Origin of the sequence: Nocardia sp. CA-135398 (assembly GCF_050955845.1) — a bacterium.
Taxonomy (GTDB): Bacteria; Actinomycetota; Actinomycetes; order Mycobacteriales; family Mycobacteriaceae; genus Nocardia.
In genome coordinates, this window is the sequence record NZ_CP192084.1 from 8,181,872 (window position 1) to 8,204,488 (window position 22,617).

Annotated in this window: 20 protein-coding genes; 8 read left to right on the top strand and 12 right to left on the bottom strand. The window is 65.9% G+C overall.

All coding sequences use genetic code 11. From position 1 onward, the window contains the following. Positions 1-6 precede the first annotated feature (6 nt). Positions 7-1,758, bottom strand: coding sequence for an alpha/beta hydrolase (locus ACQP1T_RS36320; protein WP_433757487.1), 1,752 nt, complete (start codon positions 1,756-1,758; stop codon positions 7-9). Positions 1,759-2,058: 300 nt separating this feature from the next. Between ACQP1T_RS36320 and ACQP1T_RS36325 the strand changes: the two genes are divergently transcribed. Then, positions 2,059-2,349 carry a YiaA/YiaB family inner membrane protein gene (locus tag ACQP1T_RS36325; protein WP_433757488.1) on the top strand — a complete coding sequence of 97 codons (291 nt, stop codon included), beginning with the start codon at positions 2,059-2,061 and terminating at the stop codon, positions 2,347-2,349. Positions 2,350-2,407: 58 nt separating this feature from the next. On the opposite strand, the gene ACQP1T_RS36330 is transcribed toward ACQP1T_RS36325, so the two are convergent. Further along, positions 2,408-4,189, bottom strand: coding sequence for an alpha/beta hydrolase (locus tag ACQP1T_RS36330; RefSeq protein WP_433757489.1), 1,782 nt, complete (start codon positions 4,187-4,189; stop codon positions 2,408-2,410). Positions 4,190-4,260: 71 nt separating this feature from the next. Then, positions 4,261-6,555, bottom strand: coding sequence for a phosphoribosylformylglycinamidine synthase subunit PurL (purL, locus tag ACQP1T_RS36335; RefSeq protein ID WP_433757490.1), 2,295 nt, complete (start codon positions 6,553-6,555; stop codon positions 4,261-4,263). 177 nt (positions 6,556-6,732) lie between these two features. Here purL and ACQP1T_RS36340 point away from each other — a divergent pair, with 177 nt between their 5' ends. Continuing rightward, entirely contained in the window at positions 6,733-8,034 is a 1,302-nt protein-coding gene (locus ACQP1T_RS36340; protein WP_433757491.1) for a glycosyltransferase 87 family protein, read from the top strand. A gap of 155 nt (positions 8,035-8,189) precedes the next feature. Here the strand turns inward: ACQP1T_RS36340 and ACQP1T_RS36345 are convergent, their stop codons facing one another. Continuing rightward, the gene (locus ACQP1T_RS36345; protein WP_433757492.1) at positions 8,190-9,488 is read right to left on the bottom strand and encodes a M18 family aminopeptidase; all 1,299 of its coding nucleotides are present in this window, start codon (positions 9,486-9,488) and stop codon (positions 8,190-8,192) included. A 437-nt stretch (positions 9,489-9,925) separates the two neighbouring features. After that, positions 9,926-10,351 (bottom strand): MarR family winged helix-turn-helix transcriptional regulator, encoded by a 426-nt coding sequence (locus ACQP1T_RS36350; protein ID WP_433757493.1) that lies wholly within the window; start codon positions 10,349-10,351, stop codon positions 9,926-9,928. 49 nt (positions 10,352-10,400) lie between these two features. Between ACQP1T_RS36350 and ACQP1T_RS36355 the strand changes: the two genes are divergently transcribed. Further along, positions 10,401-11,477, top strand: a complete 1,077-nt coding sequence (locus tag ACQP1T_RS36355; protein WP_433757494.1) for a substrate-binding domain-containing protein — start codon at positions 10,401-10,403, stop codon at positions 11,475-11,477. Positions 11,478-11,632: 155 nt separating this feature from the next. On the opposite strand, the gene purQ is transcribed toward ACQP1T_RS36355, so the two are convergent. Both purQ and purS read right to left on the bottom strand, forming a co-directional pair. After that, positions 11,633-12,313, bottom strand: coding sequence for a phosphoribosylformylglycinamidine synthase subunit PurQ (gene purQ, locus ACQP1T_RS36360; protein WP_433757495.1), 681 nt, complete (start codon positions 12,311-12,313; stop codon positions 11,633-11,635). Then, entirely contained in the window at positions 12,310-12,546 is a 237-nt protein-coding gene (purS, locus tag ACQP1T_RS36365) for a phosphoribosylformylglycinamidine synthase subunit PurS (RefSeq protein ID WP_062988386.1), read from the bottom strand. Before purS ends, purQ begins: the two co-directional genes overlap by 4 nt. A 95-nt stretch (positions 12,547-12,641) precedes the next feature. Between purS and ACQP1T_RS36370 the strand changes: the two genes are divergently transcribed. Further along, entirely contained in the window at positions 12,642-13,286 is a 645-nt protein-coding gene (locus tag ACQP1T_RS36370) for an MBL fold metallo-hydrolase (protein ID WP_433757496.1), read from the top strand. Positions 13,287-13,367: 81 nt separating this feature from the next. Here ACQP1T_RS36370 and ACQP1T_RS36375 read toward each other — a convergent pair whose 3' ends face one another. After that, a complete protein-coding gene (locus tag ACQP1T_RS36375; RefSeq protein WP_433757497.1) occupies positions 13,368-14,732 on the bottom strand; it encodes a dipeptidase in 1,365 nt (454 codons plus the stop codon). 233 nt (positions 14,733-14,965) lie between these two features. Here ACQP1T_RS36375 and ACQP1T_RS36380 point away from each other — a divergent pair, with 233 nt between their 5' ends. Further along, positions 14,966-16,417, top strand: a complete 1,452-nt coding sequence (locus ACQP1T_RS36380) for a glutamate decarboxylase (protein WP_433757498.1) — start codon at positions 14,966-14,968, stop codon at positions 16,415-16,417. A 113-nt stretch (positions 16,418-16,530) separates the two neighbouring features. Here ACQP1T_RS36380 and ACQP1T_RS36385 read toward each other — a convergent pair whose 3' ends face one another. Beyond that, positions 16,531-17,232 carry a DUF2334 domain-containing protein gene (locus ACQP1T_RS36385; RefSeq protein ID WP_433757499.1) on the bottom strand — a complete coding sequence of 234 codons (702 nt, stop codon included), beginning with the start codon at positions 17,230-17,232 and terminating at the stop codon, positions 16,531-16,533. A gap of 103 nt (positions 17,233-17,335) precedes the next feature. On the opposite strand from ACQP1T_RS36385, the gene ACQP1T_RS36390 reads away from it, so the two are divergent. Continuing rightward, positions 17,336-17,626, top strand: coding sequence for a hypothetical protein (locus ACQP1T_RS36390; protein WP_433757500.1), 291 nt, complete (start codon positions 17,336-17,338; stop codon positions 17,624-17,626). A 1-nt stretch (position 17,627) separates the two neighbouring features. Here ACQP1T_RS36390 and ACQP1T_RS36395 read toward each other — a convergent pair whose 3' ends face one another. Further along, complete coding sequence (locus ACQP1T_RS36395; RefSeq protein WP_433757501.1) at positions 17,628-18,278, bottom strand: nitroreductase family protein; 651 nt, start codon at positions 18,276-18,278, stop codon at positions 17,628-17,630. A 121-nt stretch (positions 18,279-18,399) separates the two neighbouring features. On the opposite strand from ACQP1T_RS36395, the gene ACQP1T_RS36400 reads away from it, so the two are divergent. Continuing rightward, positions 18,400-18,876, top strand: coding sequence for a MarR family winged helix-turn-helix transcriptional regulator (locus ACQP1T_RS36400; protein ID WP_433757502.1), 477 nt, complete (start codon positions 18,400-18,402; stop codon positions 18,874-18,876). Here ACQP1T_RS36400 and ACQP1T_RS36405 read toward each other — a convergent pair. Both ACQP1T_RS36405 and ACQP1T_RS36410 read right to left on the bottom strand, forming a co-directional pair. After that, the gene (locus ACQP1T_RS36405; RefSeq protein WP_433757503.1) at positions 18,873-21,044 is read right to left on the bottom strand and encodes a S9 family peptidase; all 2,172 of its coding nucleotides are present in this window, start codon (positions 21,042-21,044) and stop codon (positions 18,873-18,875) included. The two genes, ACQP1T_RS36400 and ACQP1T_RS36405, sit on opposite strands and share 4 nt — an antisense overlap. Before the next feature lie 10 nt (positions 21,045-21,054). Further along, positions 21,055-21,426 (bottom strand): MerR family transcriptional regulator, encoded by a 372-nt coding sequence (locus ACQP1T_RS36410; RefSeq protein WP_433757504.1) that lies wholly within the window; start codon positions 21,424-21,426, stop codon positions 21,055-21,057. Positions 21,427-21,509: 83 nt separating this feature from the next. Between ACQP1T_RS36410 and ACQP1T_RS36415 the strand changes: the two genes are divergently transcribed. After that, on the top strand, positions 21,510-22,598 hold the full coding sequence (locus ACQP1T_RS36415; RefSeq protein ID WP_433757505.1) for an alkene reductase: 1,089 nt from the start codon (positions 21,510-21,512) through the stop codon (positions 22,596-22,598). Positions 22,599-22,617: the final 19 nt, after the last annotated feature.

Consider the following 22,617-nt stretch of genomic DNA (forward strand, 5'->3'; position numbering starts at 1 on the left):
TCAACGTCATTTGGTCTCGCGCTCGTAGTCCTCGGCGGCCTCGATCTGGGCCCGGATCTTGTCCGACTGTTCCACGGTCCAATCCGGCGGCGCCGCAACGGCGATCCAGCCGTCCAACACCAGACTGCCGTACCGATGCCCGTGCCCGTCGGCGACGCCCTGAGCATTGGACAGGTCACAGGTGACCTGCCAGAACGTAACGAACGGCCACCAGCGCATCTGCGAGGAAACGTCGGAGCCGCGCCGTTCGGACAGCCAATCCGGTTGGGAGAAGATCAGATCCGAAGACCACCAGACGATCGGGTCGGAGGCGTGCTGCAGGTAGGCGATGCGCGGCGCCCGCCATTCGGTCGTCGGACGCGCGAGATCGGCACTGTCGGAGGCGAATCGGACCACCAGACCATCGGCGTACACCGGTTCGACCTCGCGTGATCCAGGATCGCGTCGCGAAACGAACTGCTCCCACAGTCGATTCGAATTCGGCGGCCCGACCCACAGCGCACCGTCGACCTTGGAGCGCAGATCGGCGAGTCCGTCGAAGGCCGCCTCCGAGCCCTGCGAGCCCAGACTCTCGCCATATACGAGCAGCTTCGGCCGGGCTGCCTCCGGCCGCGCCGACCAATGCTGGTACACCGCGTCGAAGAGCTGCTCACCCGCATCCGATGCCTTGCCGCGGTCCGCGAGGAAGGACAGCACGCTGGGCAGATACGAATACTGCGAGGCCACGATGGCGGTATCGCCGCCGTACATGTATTCGATGGCACCGGCCGCCATGGAATTCACCCATCCGGTGCCGGTCGTGGTGACCACCACCAGTACCTTCCTGTCGAAGGCTCCCGTGCGCTCCAGTTCGGAGACCGCGAGCTCGGCCCGCGTTGCACCGCTCTGCGCCGACTCCAGACCCACATACGCCCGGATCGGCTCGCGCGCGGGCTTACCGGTGATCGAGGTGATCCGCGCCGCGGAGGGGCCGTGCGAGACGAACCAGCGGCCCTCGAATCCGAGCGAATCCCATTTCGCGAGCGAGGCGGGACTGCCCGACCGTTCGGGCTGCACCGGCTGGACCGCATTCGGCGAGGTGTGATCGTTCTGCACGCTGAACGCGGAGTTGGCCACCGCGAAGAAGGCGCGCGAGGCGACGCCGTTGAACAGCGTGACGGTCAACACCACCAGAACCAGGAATCCGGCCGCTGGGGCCAGCTCGCGCGGCACCCGCACCCAGCGGTTGAGCTGGCGCGCCAGGAACCGGATGATCTCGCGCAGCGTCCGATACACCGCGACCACGCCGGTCCCCACCGCGATACTGAGCACTCCCGTGCGCAGATAGGCCGGGGTCGTGGTGCCCTCCATACCCATCAGGGCGGTGATCTCGCGCTGCCAGCGGGCCGACTGCACGAGCATGAAGGCGGCGCTGAGGGCGGCGCTGAACAGGATCGCCGATTTCACGGCGTAGCGCACCCAGGTCGGCGGCGGCGCGATCCGATCGCGCAGCAGCTTGGCCAGCCGCGGCCGAGCCCACAGCCGGAACAACCACTCCAACAGGCACCCGAGGCCATAGCCGAGCGCGGCATTGATGCCGCTGATCAGGCCTTGGAACAGCCAGTCGCGCGGTACCAGCGACGGCGTCACCGAGAGTGCGAAGAAGATCGTCGCGAAGACCAGCCCGACGTAGTTCAGATCGATGATGTCCTCGGCACGGCGCACGACCACCACGCCGCGCGCACGCAGCTTCTTCAGGGTGGTCGCGGTTTCGAGCATCGGTCAGCGCGACGGCGCGATGCCCGGATCGTGGCGGTTGGGATCGGGCACGGGCGGCAACGGGTCCGTAGCGATCATCACCCGAACAGTATGCGGGTGTGCCCGGGGCGGCGGGGCGTTGCCCGGGGCGGCACGCGGTATTGCTGACACAGATCACAGCGGCGCTCGGCCGACCCGACGAACTCGATTCGCGAATCATCCAGCGGCAGTGTCCCTTACCGCATCGTCCGGCTACTACCCAATGCGCTCGAGTAGTTGTACGCGGTTGCGCAGCGCGCCGAATCAGCAGACTTCGTAAGCATGAGCAATCCCAACGCCCGGCCGAAAACCTCTTCGGCCTTCCTCGCGCAAGCCGCGATCGCGTTCGGCGTCAGCTTCTTCGGGACCGGCGTCGGCATCTTCTACCTGCCACTCGATATCGCACAGCGCGGCTTCCTCGGCATGTCTGTGCTGTTCCTGGTTTCGAGCGCCTTCACCTTGGCGAAGGTGGTTCGCGACCAACAGGAATCGGCCACCATCAGCCGTCGCTTGGACGAGGCGCGGATGGAAAAGCTGATCGCGGAGCACGATCCGTTCAAATCCGTCGGCTGACGGTGCGCATCTGGGCGAGTCCGGCAACGAGGGGTTCGGGCCCGCCCAGGTGTGTGCCTTATTTCAGTTGGTGCTCGCGAGCCGAGGAAATGGTCAGATAATCCCGGACCCGATCCGCCAGATCGGCCGACCAATCCGGCGGCTGCGCGATCGCTGCCCACGCGTCCAATACCAGGTTGCCGTAGTTGTGCCCGTGTCCATCGCTGACGCTTTGCGCTCTGGGCAGATCCGCGGCGACCTGCCAGAACGTGACGATCGGATACCACGCCATGCGCGAAGACACATCGGGACCGCGGGATTCGCGCAGCCAATCCGGTTCGCTGAACAGCAGATCCGCCGACCACCAGACCACCGGATCGGAAGCGTGCTGCAGATAGGCGATGCGCGGCGGCAGCCAGTTGTCCCCAGGCTTCCACAGGTCGGCGCGGCTGTCGGAGAAGCGCACGACCAGTCCGTCGGCATAGGTCGGCAAGGTCTCCGGCGTGCCGGGATCGCGGCGGGCGGTGAATTCGCTCCACAGCCGGTTGGAATTCGGCGGTCCGACCCACAGCACGCCGTCGGTCTTCGATCGGATATCTGCCAGCCCGGTGAAAGCTCCCTCGGAGCCTTGAGAACCCAGGCTCTCGCCGTAGACGAGTAGCTTGGGCCGAGCATCCTTCGGTCGGGCCGACCAGTGCTCATAAACCTTGTCGAAGACCAGTTTTCCCATCTGGGTGGCCTTGTCCTTATCGGAAAGGAACGACAGCACACTCGGCAGATAGGAGTACTGGGTCGCGGCGATCGCGGTGTCGCCGTTGTACATCAGCTCGATGGATTCGGCGCTGGACGAGTCGACCCAGCCGGTGCCCGTCGTCGTCACGACCACCAGCACCTTGCGCTCGAACGCCTTGGTGCGCTCCAACTCCGCCGCAACCAATTCGGCCTGCGCCTCGGCCCCGTCGGCCGATTCCAATCCGGCGTAGACCCGGATCGGTTCGCGCGCGGGCTTCCCGGTGACCTGGCTGATATCGGCTGCGGTCGGCACGAACGAGACGAACCAACGGCCCTCGGAACCAAGCGTCTCCCAGGCCGCCAGCGAGTTCGGGCTGCCTGAGCGCTCCGGCAGCTGCGGCTGTACGGCATTCGGCGAGGTATGGCTGTTGCGCACGCTGAACGCCGAATTCGCCACATCGAAAAAGACCTTGGTGAGCACGCCGTTGAACAGCAGCACCGCCGCGACAACGACGACGAGCACACCGGTCGGGACGGCCAGCTGGCGCGGAAAGTGCGCGCGCCTGATCAGCTCGAATGCGATCGTACGGACGAGCCGCCGCAGTATCCGGAATACCGCGATGACGATCGCACCGACCAGTGCGCTCAATGCGCCGGTGCGCAGAAACCCGGAGGTCGTGATGGGTTCCATGCCCATGAGCGCGGTGATCTCGCGCTGCCAGCGGGCCGATTCGATCAGCAGAAAGACGGCGACGCCGAGACAGGCGAGCACAATGGCGGTCTTGACTGCGCCCGACAGCCACTTGGGCCGCTTCGCCCATAACCGCCCGACCGCTGGCGGCAACTGAGCAACCTTGCGGCGCAACGGTTTCCGCAACCACTTGCGGTACACCCATACGAACAGACACCCGACGCCGTAGCCGATGGCCGCATTGATCCCGCTGACCAGTCCCTCGAACAGCCAATCCCGTGGCAGTAGTGAGGGTGTCAGCGACCAGCCGAAGAACACCGTGGCCACGATGAGCCCGACGTAGTTCGGATGGAAGAAGCGCTCGACGACGCCGACAACCTTGCCGACGCCCCCGCGGCGTGAGCTCAGGCCCTGGAGGCGGTAGCGGAGCGTAACCACGGAGGGGACAGCGAACGCCGCGAATCGAGCACCGCGGCGGGCTACCGAGACTTCACCAGCCTCCGGCGCGCTCAAACGGCACTGGCCCCGAACAGCTTCGGCAGCGTGCCCTCGTGCGCCTCGCGCAGGTCGTCCAGCGTGATCGAGAACTGGCCCTGCACCTCAACGGAATCCGATCCCTGATCGACCACACCGATACGCAGCCACGGCAATTCGCGCGCGGTGCACATCTTGGTGAACCGGGTCTCCTCCGAGCGCGGCACCGCGACGAGCACCCGGCCCGCCGATTCGGAGAACAGCTGCACGAACGGATCCGAACCCTCGGGAAGCAGGATGCGGCAACCGGTTTCGCCCGCCAGCGCGGCCTCGACCACGGTCTGGATCAGACCGCCCTCGGAAAGGTCGTGTGCCGCACTGATCATGCCGTCGCGCGAACCGGAGGTCAGTACCTCGGCGAGCAGTTGCTCGCGGGCGAAGTCGACCTTGGGCGGTACGCCGCCGAGATGATCGTGCGCGACCTGCGACCAGATCGAGCCGCCGAATTCGTCGGCGGTCTCGCCGAGCAGGATCAGCGTTTCGCCCGGCTCCAGGCCGAGGCCGGTCGGGATGCGTCGGTGCACATCGTCGATGACGCCGAGCACGCCGACTACCGGCGTCGGCAGGATGGCGTCCTGACCGGTCTGGTTGTAGAAGCTGACATTGCCGCCGGTGACCGGAATGCCGAGGGCCACACAGCCGTCCGCGAGACCGCGCACCGCCTGCTGGAACTGCCACATGACGCCCGGATCCTCCGGGGAGCCGAAGTTGAGGCAGTTGGTGACGGCCTTCGGCGTCGCACCGGTGGTGGCCACATTGCGGTATGCCTCGGCCAGCGCGAGCTGCGCGCCGGTGTAGGGGTCGAGCTTGGTGTAGCGGCCGGACGCGTCGGTGGCCAGCGCGATGCCGCGGCCGGTCTCCTCATCGATCCGGATGACACCCGCGTCGGCGTGTTCGGCCAGCACGGTATTGCCGCGGACGTAGCGGTCGTACTGCTCGGTGATCCACCGGCGGCTGCACAGCTGCGGGCTGGCGACCATCTGCAATACGGTGGCGCGCAATTCGTCCGGAGTCTTCGGGCGGGGCAGTGTGTCGGGAGTGTCGGCGATCAGCGCGTCCTGGAAATCCGGGCGCTGCACCGGACGCTCGTATACCGGGCCCTGATGCGCGACGGTGCGCGGCGGCACATCGACGACGGTCTCGCCGTGCCAGCTGATCACCAGCCGGTCGCCCTCGGTGACCTCACCGATGACCGTGGCCAGCACATCCCACTTGTGGCAGACGGCCATGAACGCGTCCACATTCTCCGGCGTGACCACCGCGCACATGCGCTCCTGCGATTCGCTGGAGAGCACCTCGGCCGGGGTCATGCCCTTGGCCCGCAACGGCACCTTGGTCAGGTCGATATGCATGCCTCCGTCGCCCGCGGCCGCGAGTTCGGAAGTGGCACAGGACAATCCGGCGCCGCCGAGGTCCTGGATGCCGACCACCAGCTTGGCCGCGTACAGCTCGAGACAACACTCGATGAGCACCTTCTCGGCGAACGGGTCGCCGACCTGAACGCTGGGCAGCTTCTTACGGCCGGTACCGGATTCGTCACCGGAGAAGGTGTCCGAGGCCAGCACCGAAACGCCGCCGATGCCGTCGAGTCCGGTGCGCGCGCCGAACAGAATGATCTTGTTGCCCGCGCCGGAGGCGAAGGCCAGATGCAGATCCTCGACCCGCATGACACCGGCGCACAGCGCGTTGACCAGCGGATTGCCTTGGTAGGAGGCATCGAAAACGGTCTCGCCGCCGACATTCGGCAGGCCGAGCGAATTGCCGTAGCCGCCGACACCGCGCACCACACCGTCGACCACGCGCCGGGTATCCGGTGCGTCCGCCGCACCGAAGCGCAGCTGATCCATCACCGCGATGGGCCGCGCGCCCATGGCCATGATGTCGCGCACAATGCCGCCGACACCGGTGGCCGCACCCTGATACGGCTCCACATAGGACGGGTGGTTATGGCTTTCCACCTTGAAGGTGACCGCCCAGCCCTCGCCGATATCGACGACGCCCGCGTTCTCACCGATGCCCGCGAGCATCGCGGACTTCATTTCGTCGGTGGTGGTCTCACCGAAGTAGCGCAGATGCACCTTCGAGGACTTGTAGGAGCAGTGCTCGCTCCACATCACCGAATACATCGCCAGTTCGGCGTCGGTCGGCCGACGGCCGAGGATTTCCTTGATCCGCGCGTACTCGTCGTCCTTGAGACCGAGCTCCTTGTACGGCTGCGGGGCGTCGGGAGTTGCTGCGGCTGCGCTGACGGTGTCGACCTGCGGAGTCACGGAGTACCAGGGTCCTTTCGGGCCGGAGCGCGAAGCTGGGGATTCGCCATGAAGTTTAGCCGTGGCCCTCGATGGCCAGCCGGTCGCATCGACCGGGCGTCCGGATCGCCGGTTTTCCGGCCCGGATGCCTCGGGTCGGCACACATCGCACGAGCTCGCAACCGCTACGCTTTGGCGGTGAACGATCGATCGGGGGTTGCGGATCCGGCCGAGCAGCCCGTCACCACGCAGGACATCCGGCTCGACGCCGACTCGGACACCTCGCCGCGATTCTCATTGTCGAACCCGCAGCTGCGCTGGCTGCTGATCGCCGTCGCGATGTTCGCCGTGTCGGCCATCGTCTCGCTGGTGGTGCACTGGTGGAACGGATATATCGATCTCCAGGTCTATCGCAACGGTGCGCGCGTCTGGCTCGACGACGGTGAGTTGTACGGACCGATGCCCCCGGTCGAGGGGATCGGACTGCCGTTCACCTATCCCCCGTTGGCCGCCCTGTTCTTCGCGCCGCTCGCGCTGATGCCGCTGCCGCTGGCCGAGGTGCTGGTTACCGCAACCTCGGTGCTCAGCCTCGGCATCACGCTGTGGCTGGTGCTCGTGCGGCTGCGCCCGACCCTCGAGCGGCGGACCGTGCTGGCGCTGGTGATCGGTGTGGTCGCGGTGGCGCAGATGTCCGAACCGATCCGGCAGACCTTCGGTTTCGGTCAGATCAATCTGGTGCTGATGGCCGCGGTCACCATGGATTGCCTTGTCCGAAAACCGGTCTGGCCGCGCGGCATGCTCATCGGCATCGCGGTCTCGGTGAAATTGATTCCGGCCGGATACCTGCTGTACTTCCTGCTACGCCGGGATTGGAAGGCGGCGGGCACGCTGGTCGTCTCCGCGATCGTCGCGGTCGGACTCGGATTCCTGCTGTTCCCGAGCGATTCGGCCGAATACTGGTTCCACACCCTTGCCGATACCGGCCGCATCGGCCCGCCCTACTTCGCGGGCAATCAGTCGATCAAGGGCATGGCCTTCCGCCTCGGCGTCTCCGATTCGCTGGCCACCATGATCTGGATCACGCTGTCGCTCATCGCGATTGCCATGGCGGCGGTATGGATGCACCGGCTACTCGAAGCGGGACAGCAGGTCGCCGCCCTGATGGTGAACGCTGCCGCCGTCTTGCTGGTGTCCCCGGTTTCCTGGTCGCACCACTGGGTTTGGATCGCCCCGGCCATTCTGGTCGCCGCCGACGCCATCGCCCGCGGCACCCGCGACCGCCGGGTCATCGGCACCGTCGCCGCCTTCACCGTGCTGTTCATGATCGGCCCCCAATGGCTGCTGCCCCATTCGAAGGACCTGGAACTCGGCTGGGCCTGGTGGCAACAGATCATCGGCAGCAGTTACGTCCTCGCCACCTTCGGTGTATTCGTGGTCGCCGTCATCGCCTACCACCCGACGCACAGCGCGGTACCCGAGAAGACCAGCGCCGCAGCCTGATCGCGATCGCCCTTTCCCTGAGCTGTCGCATAGCGAGTGAGCCCCTCGCACAGGGTATTAGCTATGCGACATGCCCGCTGCTTGTGCACGAGCCCCCACCGGACTCGTCAGCCGATTCGGCGTGCTGCACCCGGGGTGTGCGGAACCGCGGGTCCCTACCCGTCGAGTGGTGCGGGGGTCAGGAAGGCGGCCAGGGCGGCGGCATAGGACGAAACGTCTTCTGCGCCCATGATTTCGCGGGCCGAATGCATCGCGAGTTGCGCGGCACCGACATCGACGGTTGGCATGCCGGTGCGCGCGGCGGTCATCGGGCCGATGGTGGAGCCGCAGGGGAGATCGGCGCGGTGCACGTAGCGTTGCAGGGGGACCTCGGCTTGGGCGCAGGCCAGGGCGAAGGCACCCGCACCCGCTGCGTCGGTGGCGTAGCGCAGGTTCTGGTTGACCTTGAGCACCGGGCCGCCGTTGACCTCGATGCGGTGTGCGGGCTCGTGCCGATCCGGGTAGTTGGGATGGGTCGCGTGCGCCATATCGCCGGAGGCGCAGACGGATCCGGACAGTGCGGCCAGGTATTCGGCGCGGCCGCCGCCACGTGCGAGCACGATGCGCTCGAGCACCGTGGGCAGCAGATCGGATTGCGCGCCGCGATCGGACTGGCTGCCGACCTCCTCGTGATCGAACATCGCCAGCACCGGAATGGCCGCACCGGGTTCCTCGATCGCCGCCAGGAAGGCGCTCAATCCGGCATAGCAGGTGCCCTGATTGTCCAGGCGCGGCGCGCTCACCAGATCGCGGTCCCGGCCGACCAACCTGCTCGGCGCGAGATCGTGGGTCATCAGCTCCCAGCCGAGCACCGACTGCGGATCGACCTCGGCATATTCGGCGACGAAATCGAGAAATGAGCGCGGCCGCGCACCAAGACCCCAGATCGCATTGACGTGCCGCTGCGGATCCAGCGTGACGCCGCGGCGATCCTCCGAGAGGTGGATGGCCAACTGCGGCACCCGCAAGATCGGTTCATCGATGCGAATCAGCTGGTCGCGCACCACATTTCCGTCGCGCACGCTGAGCCGCCCCGAGATGCCGAGTTCCCGGTCCAGCCAGGAATTCAGCCAGGCGCCGCCGTAGGGCTCCAACCCGACCAGCTGCCAACCCACCGCGGCCAGATCCGGATACTGCTTCACCCGCAGGTTCGGACTGTCGGTGTGCGCACCGACCACCCGGAACGGCGTCACACCCGCGGCATCGGCCGTCGCCCACGCGACAAGCGAACCGCCGCGCACGACGTAGTGGCGGCTCGGCCCATCCGCGGGCCACGGCGCCGACTCCGCGAGCGGGGTGAAGCCGTTGGCGTCCAGTTCCCGCGCGACCGTCCGGCATACGTGGAACGGCGACGGTGAATCGTCGATGAAGGCGCACAACCCGGCGGCCGTGGCAGCGGTAGTGGAAACGGGCATGCCTGCGATCCTATGCAGACGCCGCGCCAGGATCCGATCGGCTCGATCTCGAAGAGATCCCGCACGCTGCTCCTTCGCCTCGAGCGGGTCGTTGCTCCAGGTTCGATGGAAGTCGAGCAAGCCGTCCGTTATCCAGTACGCAGCGGGCGCATGGCTCCCGGTTCAACAACCTGTAAGGAACGGTGGCGGTCGAAGTGCCGCCGATCCACCGAGAACCGTGTTGCGGGCGCATACATCGGCAAGGACTGGTTTCGTCGCCGGAACCACCACCGCGATGGAGCAACTCGGTCTCGTCTTGCGGCTATGGTCGAATATTCGAACACCATAATGAGGTCTATTCGGAACATAACCGAATGGATGGAATTGCGCGTCCAGACAGCGCAATCGAACATTCATGGGATTAATTCATCCGACGACTACCCCAGTGCCAATTTGAACTACTCCGCGGAAACGAGTTCGAGCGAACGCATCAGCTCGGCGTAACGCCGCGCACCGATACGCGAGCGCAACTCCTGCTCCACGCGTTCCTCCTCGGCGCGCACCGCGTCGACCAGATCCGAACCGAGCCTGCTCAGCCCGATCAGGATGCGGCGGCGGTCGTCCTCGGCGGCCACCCGGAAGATCAGGCCGCGTTCGGCGAGCGCGTCGGCATGCCTGGTCGCCGAGGACGGCGGTAGCTGTGACCTGGCCGCGAGCTCACTCATGGTGACCCCGAACTCGGTGGACAGATTCGACAGCATCGACCATTGATCGGCCGTCAGTTGCCTGGCGCACAGGGCGGCGTCGAGATGATCCAGCCAACGCCGTTCCGCGGCACGCAGCGCACCATGCAGCGTGGAATATCCGCTTACAATGGTCGTCATTATTTCCTGCCTGCCATGAATTTCGCTCGAACGAGAAGAAGAGTACCGAATGTCAGCGTTCGGCGAGAGCCCAGACGGCACGATCGAGATCCTGAACATAGTTCCGATGCAGGGACCGGGCGGTATCGTTGCGGCCTCGTGCGATGCGGCGATTTCCCTCGCGGTCGGCGAAATCAATGCTGGGACCGGTTTTCTCGGCCGCGAAATTCGTACTACGAATATCGATGGCGGCCGGAATCCGCGCGAGGTCGCCGACGAGGTTTCCGCACTGCTCGCCACCGGGATGGTGCACGCGATCACCGGCTGGCACACCTCCGCGGTGCGATTGGCGGTCGCACGCGCCAATGCCAGTCGGGTGCCCTATCTTTTCGCCACCGGACACGAGGGACTCACCAATGAGCTACCCGGGGTGCTGATGCTCGGCGAACATCCGGCGGGCCAGACCCTGCCCGCCGTGCACTGGCTGGAGCGCGAACACGGTGTGCGACGCTGGGCGATCATCGGCAACGACTACATCTGGCCGCGCGAATCGGCCAAGGCGGTGCGCCGCAGCCTGGCCGATCCGAGCGCCATCGTGCTGGAGCGATTCGTACCGCTCGGCGCACCGGACTTCAGCGAATTCCTCGACCATCCCGCATTGGACCAGGCCGATGCCGTCATCATCCTGATGGTCGGCGCGGATGTCTCCCGCTTCAACCGGCAGTTCGCCGCCACCGGACGCGCCGACACGCTGCTGCGCATAAGCCCCGCCGCCGACGAAAACGTGCTGCTGACCGCCGGTCCCGATGCCAACCACAACTTCTACGTGGCATCCAGCTTCTTCGTGGACCCGCGCACCGACGACGGCCGCGACCGGCTGGCCCGCTACCGCCGACTACACGGCAGCTTCGCACCCGCACTGACCAGCTTCAGCAATATGAGCTACGAGGCGATCCACACCCTGCGCGCGATCGGCGAGACGGTCGGATCACTGGACGTACCCGACGTACACGCGGCGCTGGACCGGGGTGTGCAACTCGAAACACCTGGCGGTTCCCGAAGTTTCGTCGGAAACCAAGCCCAGCAGCACGGCTACATCGCGCTGGCCGACGGCGTCGATTTCGACATCATCGCCCGGATCACCTGAGATCAGTTGCCTGACACGGTGATTACGACGGAGCGCGAGCGTCCGTTCACGCGTCCGAGCCGTCGAAGCGCATGCGCCGCAGGCGCGAGTCTCGACGAGCCGTTAGCGACTTGCTTGCAGGTCGCTCGTAAGTGTCAATCACGAGATGCTATGGGCTACGAAGCCGCGACCAGAGTGTCGAGTACCGAGAGGAACAGGCCGAGGCCGTCATCGCTCGGGCCGGTCAGCGGTTCGGTGGCGTGTTCGGGATGCGGCATCAGGCCGACGATCCGGCCATCGGCCGAGGAGATGCCCGCGATATCGCGCTGGGAGCCGTTCGGATTGTCGCCCGCGTAACGGAAGACCACTCGGCCCTCGCCCTCGAGTTCGTCGAGTACACGATCGGACGCCTGGTAGCGCCCCTCGGCGTTCTTGACCGGGATGAGGATCTGGGCACCGGGCTCGAAACGTGAGGTCCATGCGGTATTCGCGGTTTCGACGCGCAGCCATTCGTCACGGCAGACGAAGTGCAGCCCCTCGTTGCGGGTCAGCGCACCGGGCAGCAGACCCGCCTCGCACAACACCTGGAAACCGTTGCAGATACCCAGGATCGGCAAACCCTTACCCGCCGCCTTGACGACCTCACCCATCACCGGGGCGAACCGGGCGATGGCACCGGCGCGCAGGTAGTCGCCGTAGGAGAAGCCGCCGGGCACAACCACCGCGTCGACCTGCTTCAGATCGGCATCGGCATGCCACAGGCTGACCGCCTCCGCGCCCGCCAGCTTGACCGCCCGAGCGGCGTCGACATCATCGAGCGTGCCCGGAAAGGTAATGACCCCGATCCGTGCAGTCATGAGACCCGCACGACCTTCCAGTCCTCGATCACGGTGTTGGCGAGCAGCGCCTCGGCGATCTGTTCGAGCTCCGCGTCGCTGACACTGTCATCGACATCGAGTTCGAATCGCTTGCCCTGCCGCACATCCGACACTCCGGCGAATCCCAGGCGCGGGAGCGCGCCGGCGATGGCCTGACCCTGCGGATCCAGGATCTCGGCCTTCGGCATCACCTCGACCACGACTCGTGCCACGCGTTGCTCCTCAGGTGGTGTTGGGGTTACCTGAGCAGCGTAGTTGTCCAGGTTGTCCGAGCGTCGGTCGGGGTCGAGTCAAATAGCATGGCCCCATGCGCATAGCCCACTTCGGCCACTCCTGCATCCTCGTCGAATTGCACGGCAAGAAGGTGCTGTTCGATCCGGGCACCTTCTCACACGGCTTCGAAGGCATTACCGGCCTGGACGCCATCGCGGTGACCCACCAGCATCCCGACCATATCGATCCGAGTCGGATCGAGGCGCTGCTCGACAACAACCCGAACGCGCGCCTGTTCAGCGATCCGCAGACCGCTCAGCAGCGCGGCGAACCGTGGGAGGCGGTGCACGCGGGCAATGTGATCACCCTCGGCGATCTCCAGATCACCGGAGGCGGCGGCAGGCATGCGGTAATCCACCCGGAGATCCCGGTGATCGATAACACCGTCTTCCAACTCGGCACCCCGGACGACCCGGCCCAACTCGTGCACCCCGGCGACTCGCTCTGGGTGCCCCCGGTCGAAGTCGGCGTCCTCGCCATCCCCGCATCCGCACCGTGGATGCGCATCAGCGAGGCCGTCGACTACCTGCGCGCCGTCGCCCCCCGCACCGCCTTCCCCATCCACTTCGGCATCATCCAACCCGAAGCCCAAGGCATCTACTTCGGCCGCCTAGCCGAAATGGCCCACACCACAACAGAATTCACCGTAATCACCCCCGAAACCCACCGAGACCTCTAATCCCTGGAGGGTTGATCACCATGTATCTGTCGCGAGAGGGGTCCGCCACTGATACATGGTGATCGGGCGTCCAGCTCGCTCTCAGCCGTCCTGTTCGGCGTAGGTGGCGAGAAAAAGGGCTTCGGCGAGGGCCATGTGTTCGATTTCGGCGGGGTCGACGCTCTCGTTGGGGGCGTGGATCAGGCATTTGGGCTCTTCGACGCCCAGCAGCATGATCTCGGCGTCCGGGTAGGTGTCGGCGAAGACATTGCACAGCGGGATCGAGCCGCCCTGGCCCTGGGTGGTGGTCGCGCGGCCATATGCGGCGGTGAGTGCGGCTTCCATCGCGGTGCGGGCGGGACCGCCCGTGGCCGACCGGAACGGCGCGCCGGTCCCCTCGGATTCCACGGTGAGTTTCGCGCGCCACGGCGTATGCGCGTGCAGGTGTGCGGTCAGCAGTTCCAGCGCCTGGCCGGGCTCGGTGCCCGGCGGAATGCGCAGGTTGAGCCGGGCCCGCGCGGCGGGCTGGATGGCCGCCGATGAACCGACCACCTTCGGTGCGTCGATGCCGAGCACCGTCAAAGCCGGTCGCGCCCAGAGCATATCGGCGACGGTGCCGTCACCGGTGAGTTCGACGCCGCCGAGTACGCCTGCGTCAGCACGGAATTGGTCTTCCAGGTACTGCACACCGGTCCAGCGCTGATCGTTGCGCAGACCGGCAACGGTGGTGTTGCCGTGGTCGTCGCGCAAGGAGGCGAGCAAGTGGATGAGGGCGGCCAGCGCATCCGGAGCCGGACCGCCGAACATACCGGAATGCATTGGCCCGGCGAGGGTTTCGATGGTGACGACCACATTCACATTGCCGCGCAGGGACTCGGTCAAGGTCGGCATCCCGTTCGCGAAATTGCCGCAGTCGCCGATCAGAATCGCATCGGCGCGCAAAAGATCCGGATTGGCCTCGACGAATTGTTCGAGCCCTCCGGTGCCCTGCTCCTCGGAACCCTCCGCGACCAGCGTGACCCCGAGCGGCAGATCCGCGCCCAGTGCCCGCAGCGCGGTCAGGTGCATCACGATATTGCCTTTGCAGTCGGCACTGCCGCGCCCGTACCACCGGCCGTCCTTCTCGGTGAGCTCCCAGACCGGGGTGCGCCAGGCATCGTCGTCGAGCGGCGGCTGCACGTCGTAGTGGCAGTAGAGCAATACCGTCGGCGCACCGTGCAGTGCGGGACGCGAGGCGATGACGGCCTTACTGCCGTCGGGAGTTTCGTGCAGTCCCACCTTGGTCAGCCCCGCCCCGGCGAACGCGTCGGCCACCCACTGCGCGGTCCGGTCGCACTCCTCCGGCGGGAACTGCCGGGGATCGGCCACCGACTTGAACGAAACCAGTTGGGTGAGATCGGTTTTCGCCTGCGGCATCAGCGCGGCCACCCGCTGGCGCAGCGCCGCGATGCGGGAGTCGTCGATCATCTGCGAACCTCATTTCCGATCCGATCCAGCACAGAGAAGCGGCCGAGGACGCGCCGCCCGCCCACTCTGGCATGAACCGCTCGGTGCATACGGGAGAACTCAGCCGACCGATCGGTCTGTGTCGTCCGGATCGGAACCCCGAAAATCCGACCGCCGCTATGACATGCTGATACGTCGACGCTGGTTACCGCTGTTTCGCAACCATCACGCGAGCCATGTTCGGAGGCGGTTCGATGACAGAAGGACTGGAGCCCGACGACCTATTCGCCCTACCGGGCCTGCGCCGGTCGGCACCGAAGGCCGGATTTCCGACAAACGAGTTGTTCCCGCAGGTCGCCTACGAGATCGTGCACGACGAGCTGATGCTCGACGGCGTCTCCCGGATGAATCTGGCGACGTTCTGCACCACCTGGGTGGACGACCAGGCGCGCAGGCTGATGAACGAATCCCTGGACAAGAACATCGTCGACAAGGACGAATACCCACAGACCGCCGAATTGGAGCGTCGCTGCGTGCGGATGGTCGCAGACCTGTGGCATGCGCCGGATCCGGCGGGCACGCACGGCACCTCGACCACCGGCTCGAGTGAGGCTGCGATGCTCGGCGGTCTGGCCGCCAAATTCCGCTGGCGCAAACGTGGCGGCAGTGCCGTTTCGAGCCACCCGCGAGCAGTCGCTAGCGGCGGCACCCCGAATTTCGTCTGCGGTCCGGTGCAGGTGTGCTGGGAAAAGTTCGCGCGCTATTTCGATGTGGAGATACGCCGGATTCCGCTGCGTGGGGACCGGCTGACCATGCATCCCGACGATGTGACCGCCTACTGCGACGCGAACACCATCATGGTGGTGCCGACCTTCGGACAGACCTACACCGGCCTGTTCGAGGATGTCGCCGGGATAAGTCGGGCACTGGACCGACTACAGGAGGTCAGCGGCCTGGATATCCCGATCCATGTCGACGCCGCCAGCGGCGGATTCCTCGCGCCGTTCACCGCACCGGATCTGATCTGGGATTTCCGGCTGTCCCGGGTCAAATCCATCAATGCCTCCGGCCACAAGACCGGGCTCGCGCCGCTCGGCTCGGGCTGGGCGATCTGGCGCGAGGCCGCCGATCTGCCCGAGGAGCTGATCTTCAATGTGGATTACCTCGGTGGCAGCATGGCCACCTTCAATCTCAACTTCTCCCGCCCCGGCGGGCAGGTGATCACCTCGTACTACGAATTCATCCGGCTCGGCCACACCGGGTACACCCGGTTGCAGTCCCAGCTCTACCACGTCGCCCAGCATCTGGCCGATGGCCTGCTGAAACTCGGTCCGTTCGAGATTATCCACGGCGGCAATCCACATCGAGGCATCGCGGCGGTGTCCTGGCGGCTGACCGAGGATGTCGGCTTCAATCTCTACGAACTGTCGGATCGGCTGCGGACCAGGGGTTGGCTGATCGCCGCGTATCCGTTGCCCGCCGACCGGGAGAACGAGACGATCATGCGCGCGCTGGTCCGGCACGGGTTCAGCATCGATATGGCAGACCTACTGCTCGCCGATATCGCGCGCGGTATGGCGCAACTGGAGAAGCATCCACAGGCCAAACCGCTCACCCAAGAGGAAGCGGGCGGATTCACGCACAACGCGACCGCGGCGGTGCCGAGTAAGAAGGCGCGGCCCGTCCGGCCCTCAGCCGCCGAATAGTGCTGGTGCAGAGTCGATTACGCCGCGCGCCGCCGCCCGATCACGCCATTACGGGCGGCGGCGCCTCGTGCGGCGGTGCCGACCACACCCCTGCACGTTCCCGGCGGACCTGATCAGGCCGCCTTGACGGCGGCGAACTGCTCCCAGCGGTACACCTCGCTGGCCGCACCGTGGAACAGCGCGAGATCGACCGCGTCGAGCATCGCCTGCCGCGGACCGGAGCGACCGAGCTGAGCCGCGGAAACGGCCAGGCGCAGCACACCGCCGCGACGTGCGGTCCTGGCCGCACCGAGCACCAGCGCGCGACACCACCACGGCTCGGCACGGAAACCCTCGCCCATGCCGTAGACGCGCGCCTTCTGGGCGATATTGCGCTCGAGATCGAGAATCGAGGTCAACCCGAGCGCGAGCCGGAAACCGGCCTCGGGCAGCGCCTCGATGGCGCCCGCCGAGGCATCCCAGCGCGGGGCCGCGAACAGCCGGGTGCGCAATTCCACCTGCTCGAGCACTCGATCCGCCGCGGTCAGCCGCAGCCGCGCCTCGTGCCGTGGCAGGGTGGCGAATTCGGCTCGGCGCCGCTTGGTCGCCGCCTGGTCGTAGCCGTGCAACACGATCGCATCGCCGCGGGCGCGCCGACGACGCAGCCATGCCTGCGTCGCCGGATCTTCCACCAGCCGGTAGCCGCCCTTCAACCGGGGCGCGACCAGTAGCGAAAGCCGCACATCGCGACGATCCATTTCGGCCGCGAATTCGATAGCCGCGTCCCGCGTGGTGTCCCGGATCCCGGAAATCGACACGATCAGCTCAGCGTTCATGACCTCACGGTGCCAGCCGCAGATGTACTCGACATGCAGGGCGGATGACCCGCCGACGAACACTGCGCCACACCCACAGCACATCTACCCTAAGATCTCCGGCGTGAAGACAGCCCTGCTCAGCGCTCTGTCAGTTCCACTCCTGCTCATCGCCCCGGCCACCGCCCTAGCCGACCCTGGCGACCCCCAGATCTTCAGTCAAGACGAAACCTGCACTGCGACACAGGGTTTCGTCAACCAGGTGCGCAGCCGCACACCCGATGCGACTCCGGATCAGATCGCCGACGCCTACATCACGATCATGGACGCGAACGGCGCATATCAGGGAATCGAACAATACCGCGACAGCGATCGTGCGACGTTCCTGGAAAACATGCGCACCTGCGGCCTCTGATCTACCACCGCTCCCAGTGCAATACCCGCTCCCTCGGTACCCGCACGGCGGGTTTGAAGTCGGTGCCGAGGGTGTAGGCCAGCGGAATGAATGCCGCGAGCATCACCTTCTCATACGGAATACCCAGTGCCGCAGCGAGTTCGCGCTCCAGCGGACCCTGCGCACTGGTCCAGGTGGTGCCGAGTCCGCGGGCCCGCGCGGCGAGCATGAAGCTCCACACCGCGGGCAGAATGGAACCCCAAGCGCCCGACTGGATCTCGACCGAGGCGCGATCGGTCCGTCCCTCGATGGCCGGAATCACCATGGCCGGAACACGATGGATATTGTCGGCGAGATAGCGCAGACCGTCGAAGACCCGCTCGGTCGAATGCGGGGCATAGTTCATGCGCCAGACGTCATCGGCGGTCAGCGGCTGTCCGGTTCCGACGGTGAGCGCGCGCCGGAAGATGTCCCCGACCACTCGACGCCGGGCCCGATCGGTGACGACGATGAAGTGCCAGCGCTGTCGATTGCGTCCGGTCGGCGCCTGGGTCGCGAGGTCGATGCACTCCTCGATCAACTCGCGTGGCACCGGACGGTCGAAATCCAGGCGTTTGCGCACGGCTCGGGTCGTGGACAGCAACTCGTCCGGGGTCAGATCCAGCGTTGTCATCGGGTACTCCTCGGGCCGATTCCTGCGATCACTCAGACCGTATGGCCACAAATCATCTGCTGTCAAACGATTGTCCAGCAGACGATTAATGATAGGCTGGCGACACCGACAGCGAGGGACCATGACCAAACCGACCTACTTTCCGCGGCTCGCCGCCGAGCGGCCCGATATCGCGCTGTGCCGTGCGTCGACCTTCGTCGCCAGAGCAGGCGAAACCCACGCCGCGACACAGGGTTTGGGTGTTGGACAGCAATTGGTATTGAAGATGCTCGATGCCGTCGGCGCGTGCTCGCAGCAGACGCTGAGCGAGGAATTGCGGATCGATCGCAGTGTCATGGTCAGTGTCTGCGATGACCTGGAGAAGTCGGATTTTGTACGGCGCGAACGCAATCCGCGCGACCGGCGTTCCTATGCGGTGACCATCACCGATATGGGCCGCGAACGACTCCGCGAGGCTGAGGCCGCGATCCCGGCCTACCTCGATGCGACCTTCGCGGCACTGACCGCCGCCGAGCGCCGCCAGCTCACGACCCTGCTCGGCAAACTATTGGTACCCGCTGGTGCGCGGCCGGGTGGACCGGCCGCTCACCGAACCTAGGCGTCGGCCAGGCCGAGAGTGTCCAGGAGCCAGGCGTTTTCGAAGGCGACTTCCTTCCACTGCTCGTAGCGGCCGCTGACGCCGCCGTGGCCAGCACTCATTTCGGTCTTGAGCAGCAGCGGTGTGTCACCGGTCTTGGTCGCGCGCAGTTTGGCGACCCATTTGGCGGGTTCGACATAGAGCACGCGGGTGTCGTTGATGCCGGTGACGGCCAGGATGGCCGGGTAGTCCTTGGCTTCGATGTTCTCGTAGGGGGCGTAGGACTTGATGTAGTCGTAGACATCCTTGTCCGCCAACGGATTTCCCCACTCGTCCCATTCGATGACGGTGAGCGGCAGCGACGGGTCGAGGATCGAGGTGAGCGGGTCCACGAACGGCACGTTGGTCAGAATTCCGGTGAACAGCTCGGGCGCCAGATTCGCCACCGCACCCATCAGCAGACCGCCCGCACTGCCGCCATCGGCGACCAACCGGTCCGCCGAGGTGACCCCGGTATCGATGAGATGCCTTGCACAGGAGATGAAGTCGGTGAAGGTGTTCTTCTTGGTGAGCGTCTTGCCGTGCTCGTACCAGAGCCGACCCATTTCACCGCCGCCGCGCACATGCGCCACCGCGAACACCATGCCGCGGTCGAGCAGCGAGAGCCGCGATACCGAGAATCCGGGATCGATCGGGGTCTCGTAAGAGCCATATCCGTACAGCAGCAGCGGTTTCGGGCCCGCGGGCAGACCCTTCTTCCGCACCAGCGAGATCGGAATCCGGGTGCCGTCCGCGGCGATCGCCCAATCCCGGTCCTGCTCATAGTCGTTCGCGTCATAGCCGCCGAGCACCGGCTGCTCCTTGCGCAGCAGCAACTCACCGGTGGCCGGGACATAGTCGAAGACCTGCATCGGTGTGATGAACGAGGTCAGCCCGATGCGCAGCGTCGGCTGCTGCCACTCCGGATTGCGGACCGAACCGACCGCGAAGAGTTCCAGATCGAATTCGAGTTCGCGCCGTTCGCCGTAGCCGGATTCGGTCAGCGGCCAAATGGCAATGCGGGGAAGGGCTTCGCGCCGATAGCTCAGCACCAGATGACCCGCGAACGGATCGATATCCTCGAGCCGCACATCGTCGCGGTGACCGATCAGCAGCGTCATATTCGACGGATCCGATACCGGGGCCTCGGCCAGTACGAAGTTCTGCGCCTTCACCCCGTCCACGACATCGTTGTGCAGGATCAGGAAGCGGTCTTCGCCACCGACCACGGCATGGTCCACCGAGTACTCGACACCGTCGCGCCGCGGCAGGACGACCCGGAAATCCCCTTCCGGATTATCGGATTCGAGTACCCAGGCCTCGCTGGTGATCTTGGAACCGAGCCAGATCATCAGATACTTCTTCGAGCGTGTCGCGCCGATGCTCACCCAGAACCGCTCATCGGGCTCGTGGAAGACCTTGACATCGTCGTCCTTGGCCGTGCCGAGCCGGTGTCGCCACACGGTGTCGGGCCGCCAGGATTCGTCGACCGTCTGATAGAAGACGTGCGTGCCGTCCAGCGACCAGGTCGCGCCGGGTGCGGTGCCCGCGATCTCGTCGGGGAGCACCGCACCGGTGCGCAGATCCTTGAAGCGCATCAGGTAGCGCTCGTCACCGCTGGTGTCGACCGAGTACGCGAGCAGGTTGCCGTCCTGGCTGACCGAGAACGCGCCGAGCGTGAAGAAGTCGTGGCCCTCGGCGAGCTCGTTGCTGTCCAGCAGCACCTGCTCCCCGGGAATCTCGGTATCGACCTCGAGCTGCGGCGGGGTCCACGCATCGATCCCCTCGGCCCCGAAATCGACGGGACAGCGGCAGTGCACGCCGTACTGCTTGCCCTCGAAGCTGCGCGTGTAGTACCAGTACTCGCCCGTCCGGGTCGGCACCGAGAGGTCGGTCTCCTGGGTGCGCGCCTTGATCTCGTCGAAGAGTTTGTCCCGCAGTCCGCCGAGATGCGCGGTCTGCGCCTCGGTGTAGGCGTTCTCGGCCTCGAGGTAGGCGATGACCTCGGGATTTTCCTTATCGCGGAGCCATTCGTACTCGTCGATGAAGACATCGCCGTGGTGCACCCGCTCGGTGCGCACCCGCTTGGCGACCGGGGCCGTCACATCACCCGGACCGTCGAGCGTTCCGATTCCACTGTCGAGAGCCATGGGCTCCACCCTACTGTTCGGGTTGCGCACCGCCCGCCGCTCGGATGATGTCGTCGAGTACCGCGCCCGCCCGGTGCAGATCGGTCATGGCCTGGTCGATGCGGCGGCGCTCCTCGGCCAGTTTGTCCACCAGGAATGGTGTCGCCAGTTCGTTGGGCGTGCCGTCTTCGTCGTGGATACACGGCAGCAACTGGCTGACCGTGTCGCTGCCGATGCCCGCGGCGAACATTTCCCGAATGCGCAGCACCCGCGCGACCGCCGACTCCGGATATTCGCGCTGGCCTCCGGAGGTGCGCTCGGATCCGAGCATGCCCTTGGCCTCGTAATACCGCAGGGAGCGGACGCTCACCCCGGTCCGCTCGGCCAGCTCACCGATGCGCATATCTGTCCCGCCTCCCCGAAATCAGCCGTTGCGGTCTCGAGCTTACTTGACCTCACATCGATGTCAGGTTTTATGGTGCCGTCATGCAGCTTTTGAGCGAATACCGCAACCATGTTCTGGCCCTGCCCAATCGCATCGTCATGTCACCGATGACCCGGTTACGTTCGCATCCGGACGGTTCGCCGACCGCCGACGTCATCGATTACTACGCGCAGCGGGCCACGGCCGGACTGATCGTGACCGAGGGCATCTGGCCGCATTCGACCGGGCAGAGCGAGGCCTGGGTGCCCGGCCTGCAGACGGGTCGCCATGTCGATGCCTGGCGGCGGGTCACCGACGCGGTGCACGCGGCGGGCGGGCGGATCGTCGCGCAGCTGATGCACGGAGGTCGGAAGGGACATCCGCTGGCGCGGGTCGACGGATCCTGGCCTACCGGACCGTCATCGGTGGTCGACGACGATCGACCGCATCTGCTCGACGGCACCAAGGCGGATCCGATCACACCGGGCGCCTTCAGCCGTGCCGAAATCGCCGCCGTGGTCGAGCATTTCGCGGCCGCTGCCGCCAATGCGATCGCGGCGGGGTTCGACGCTGTCGAGATCCACGGGGCCAATAGCTATCTGCTGCACCAGTTCCTGGCCGATAACACCAATCTGCGCACCGATGAATTCGGCGGCTCGATCGAGAACCGCATGCGCGCGCCGCTGGCCATCGTCGACGCTGTCGTCGGTGCCGTCGGATCGCACCGGACCGCTATTCGCCTCTCGCCGGGCAACCCGCAGTTCAATATGTACGAGGCGGATCCGGCACCGCTGTACCGCACGCTGGTGGCCGAGCTGGACCGCCGTGACCTGGCATATCTGCATCTGACCGATAACGACGACTATCCCGCCCTCGCCGATCTGCGGCCGCGCTGGCACGGCACGCTCATCGCGAATATCGGTGAGAACCGTAAGCCGACCAGTGCGGTCGAGGCCGAGGCGGTGCTGCAGCGGGGGCTGGCCGATCTGGTGTCGTTCGGGCGCGCTTTCATCGCCAATCCCGATCTGGTGGAACGGATTACCTACGATCTGCCGCTGGCTTCGATTCGTGAGGAGTTGCTGTACGGGCGCGATGCCGCGGGATACAGCGACTATCCGAGCTGGGAGTTTCGCGAAACGCGGTGCGCCTGACGGTCCCCGGGCGCGGCCG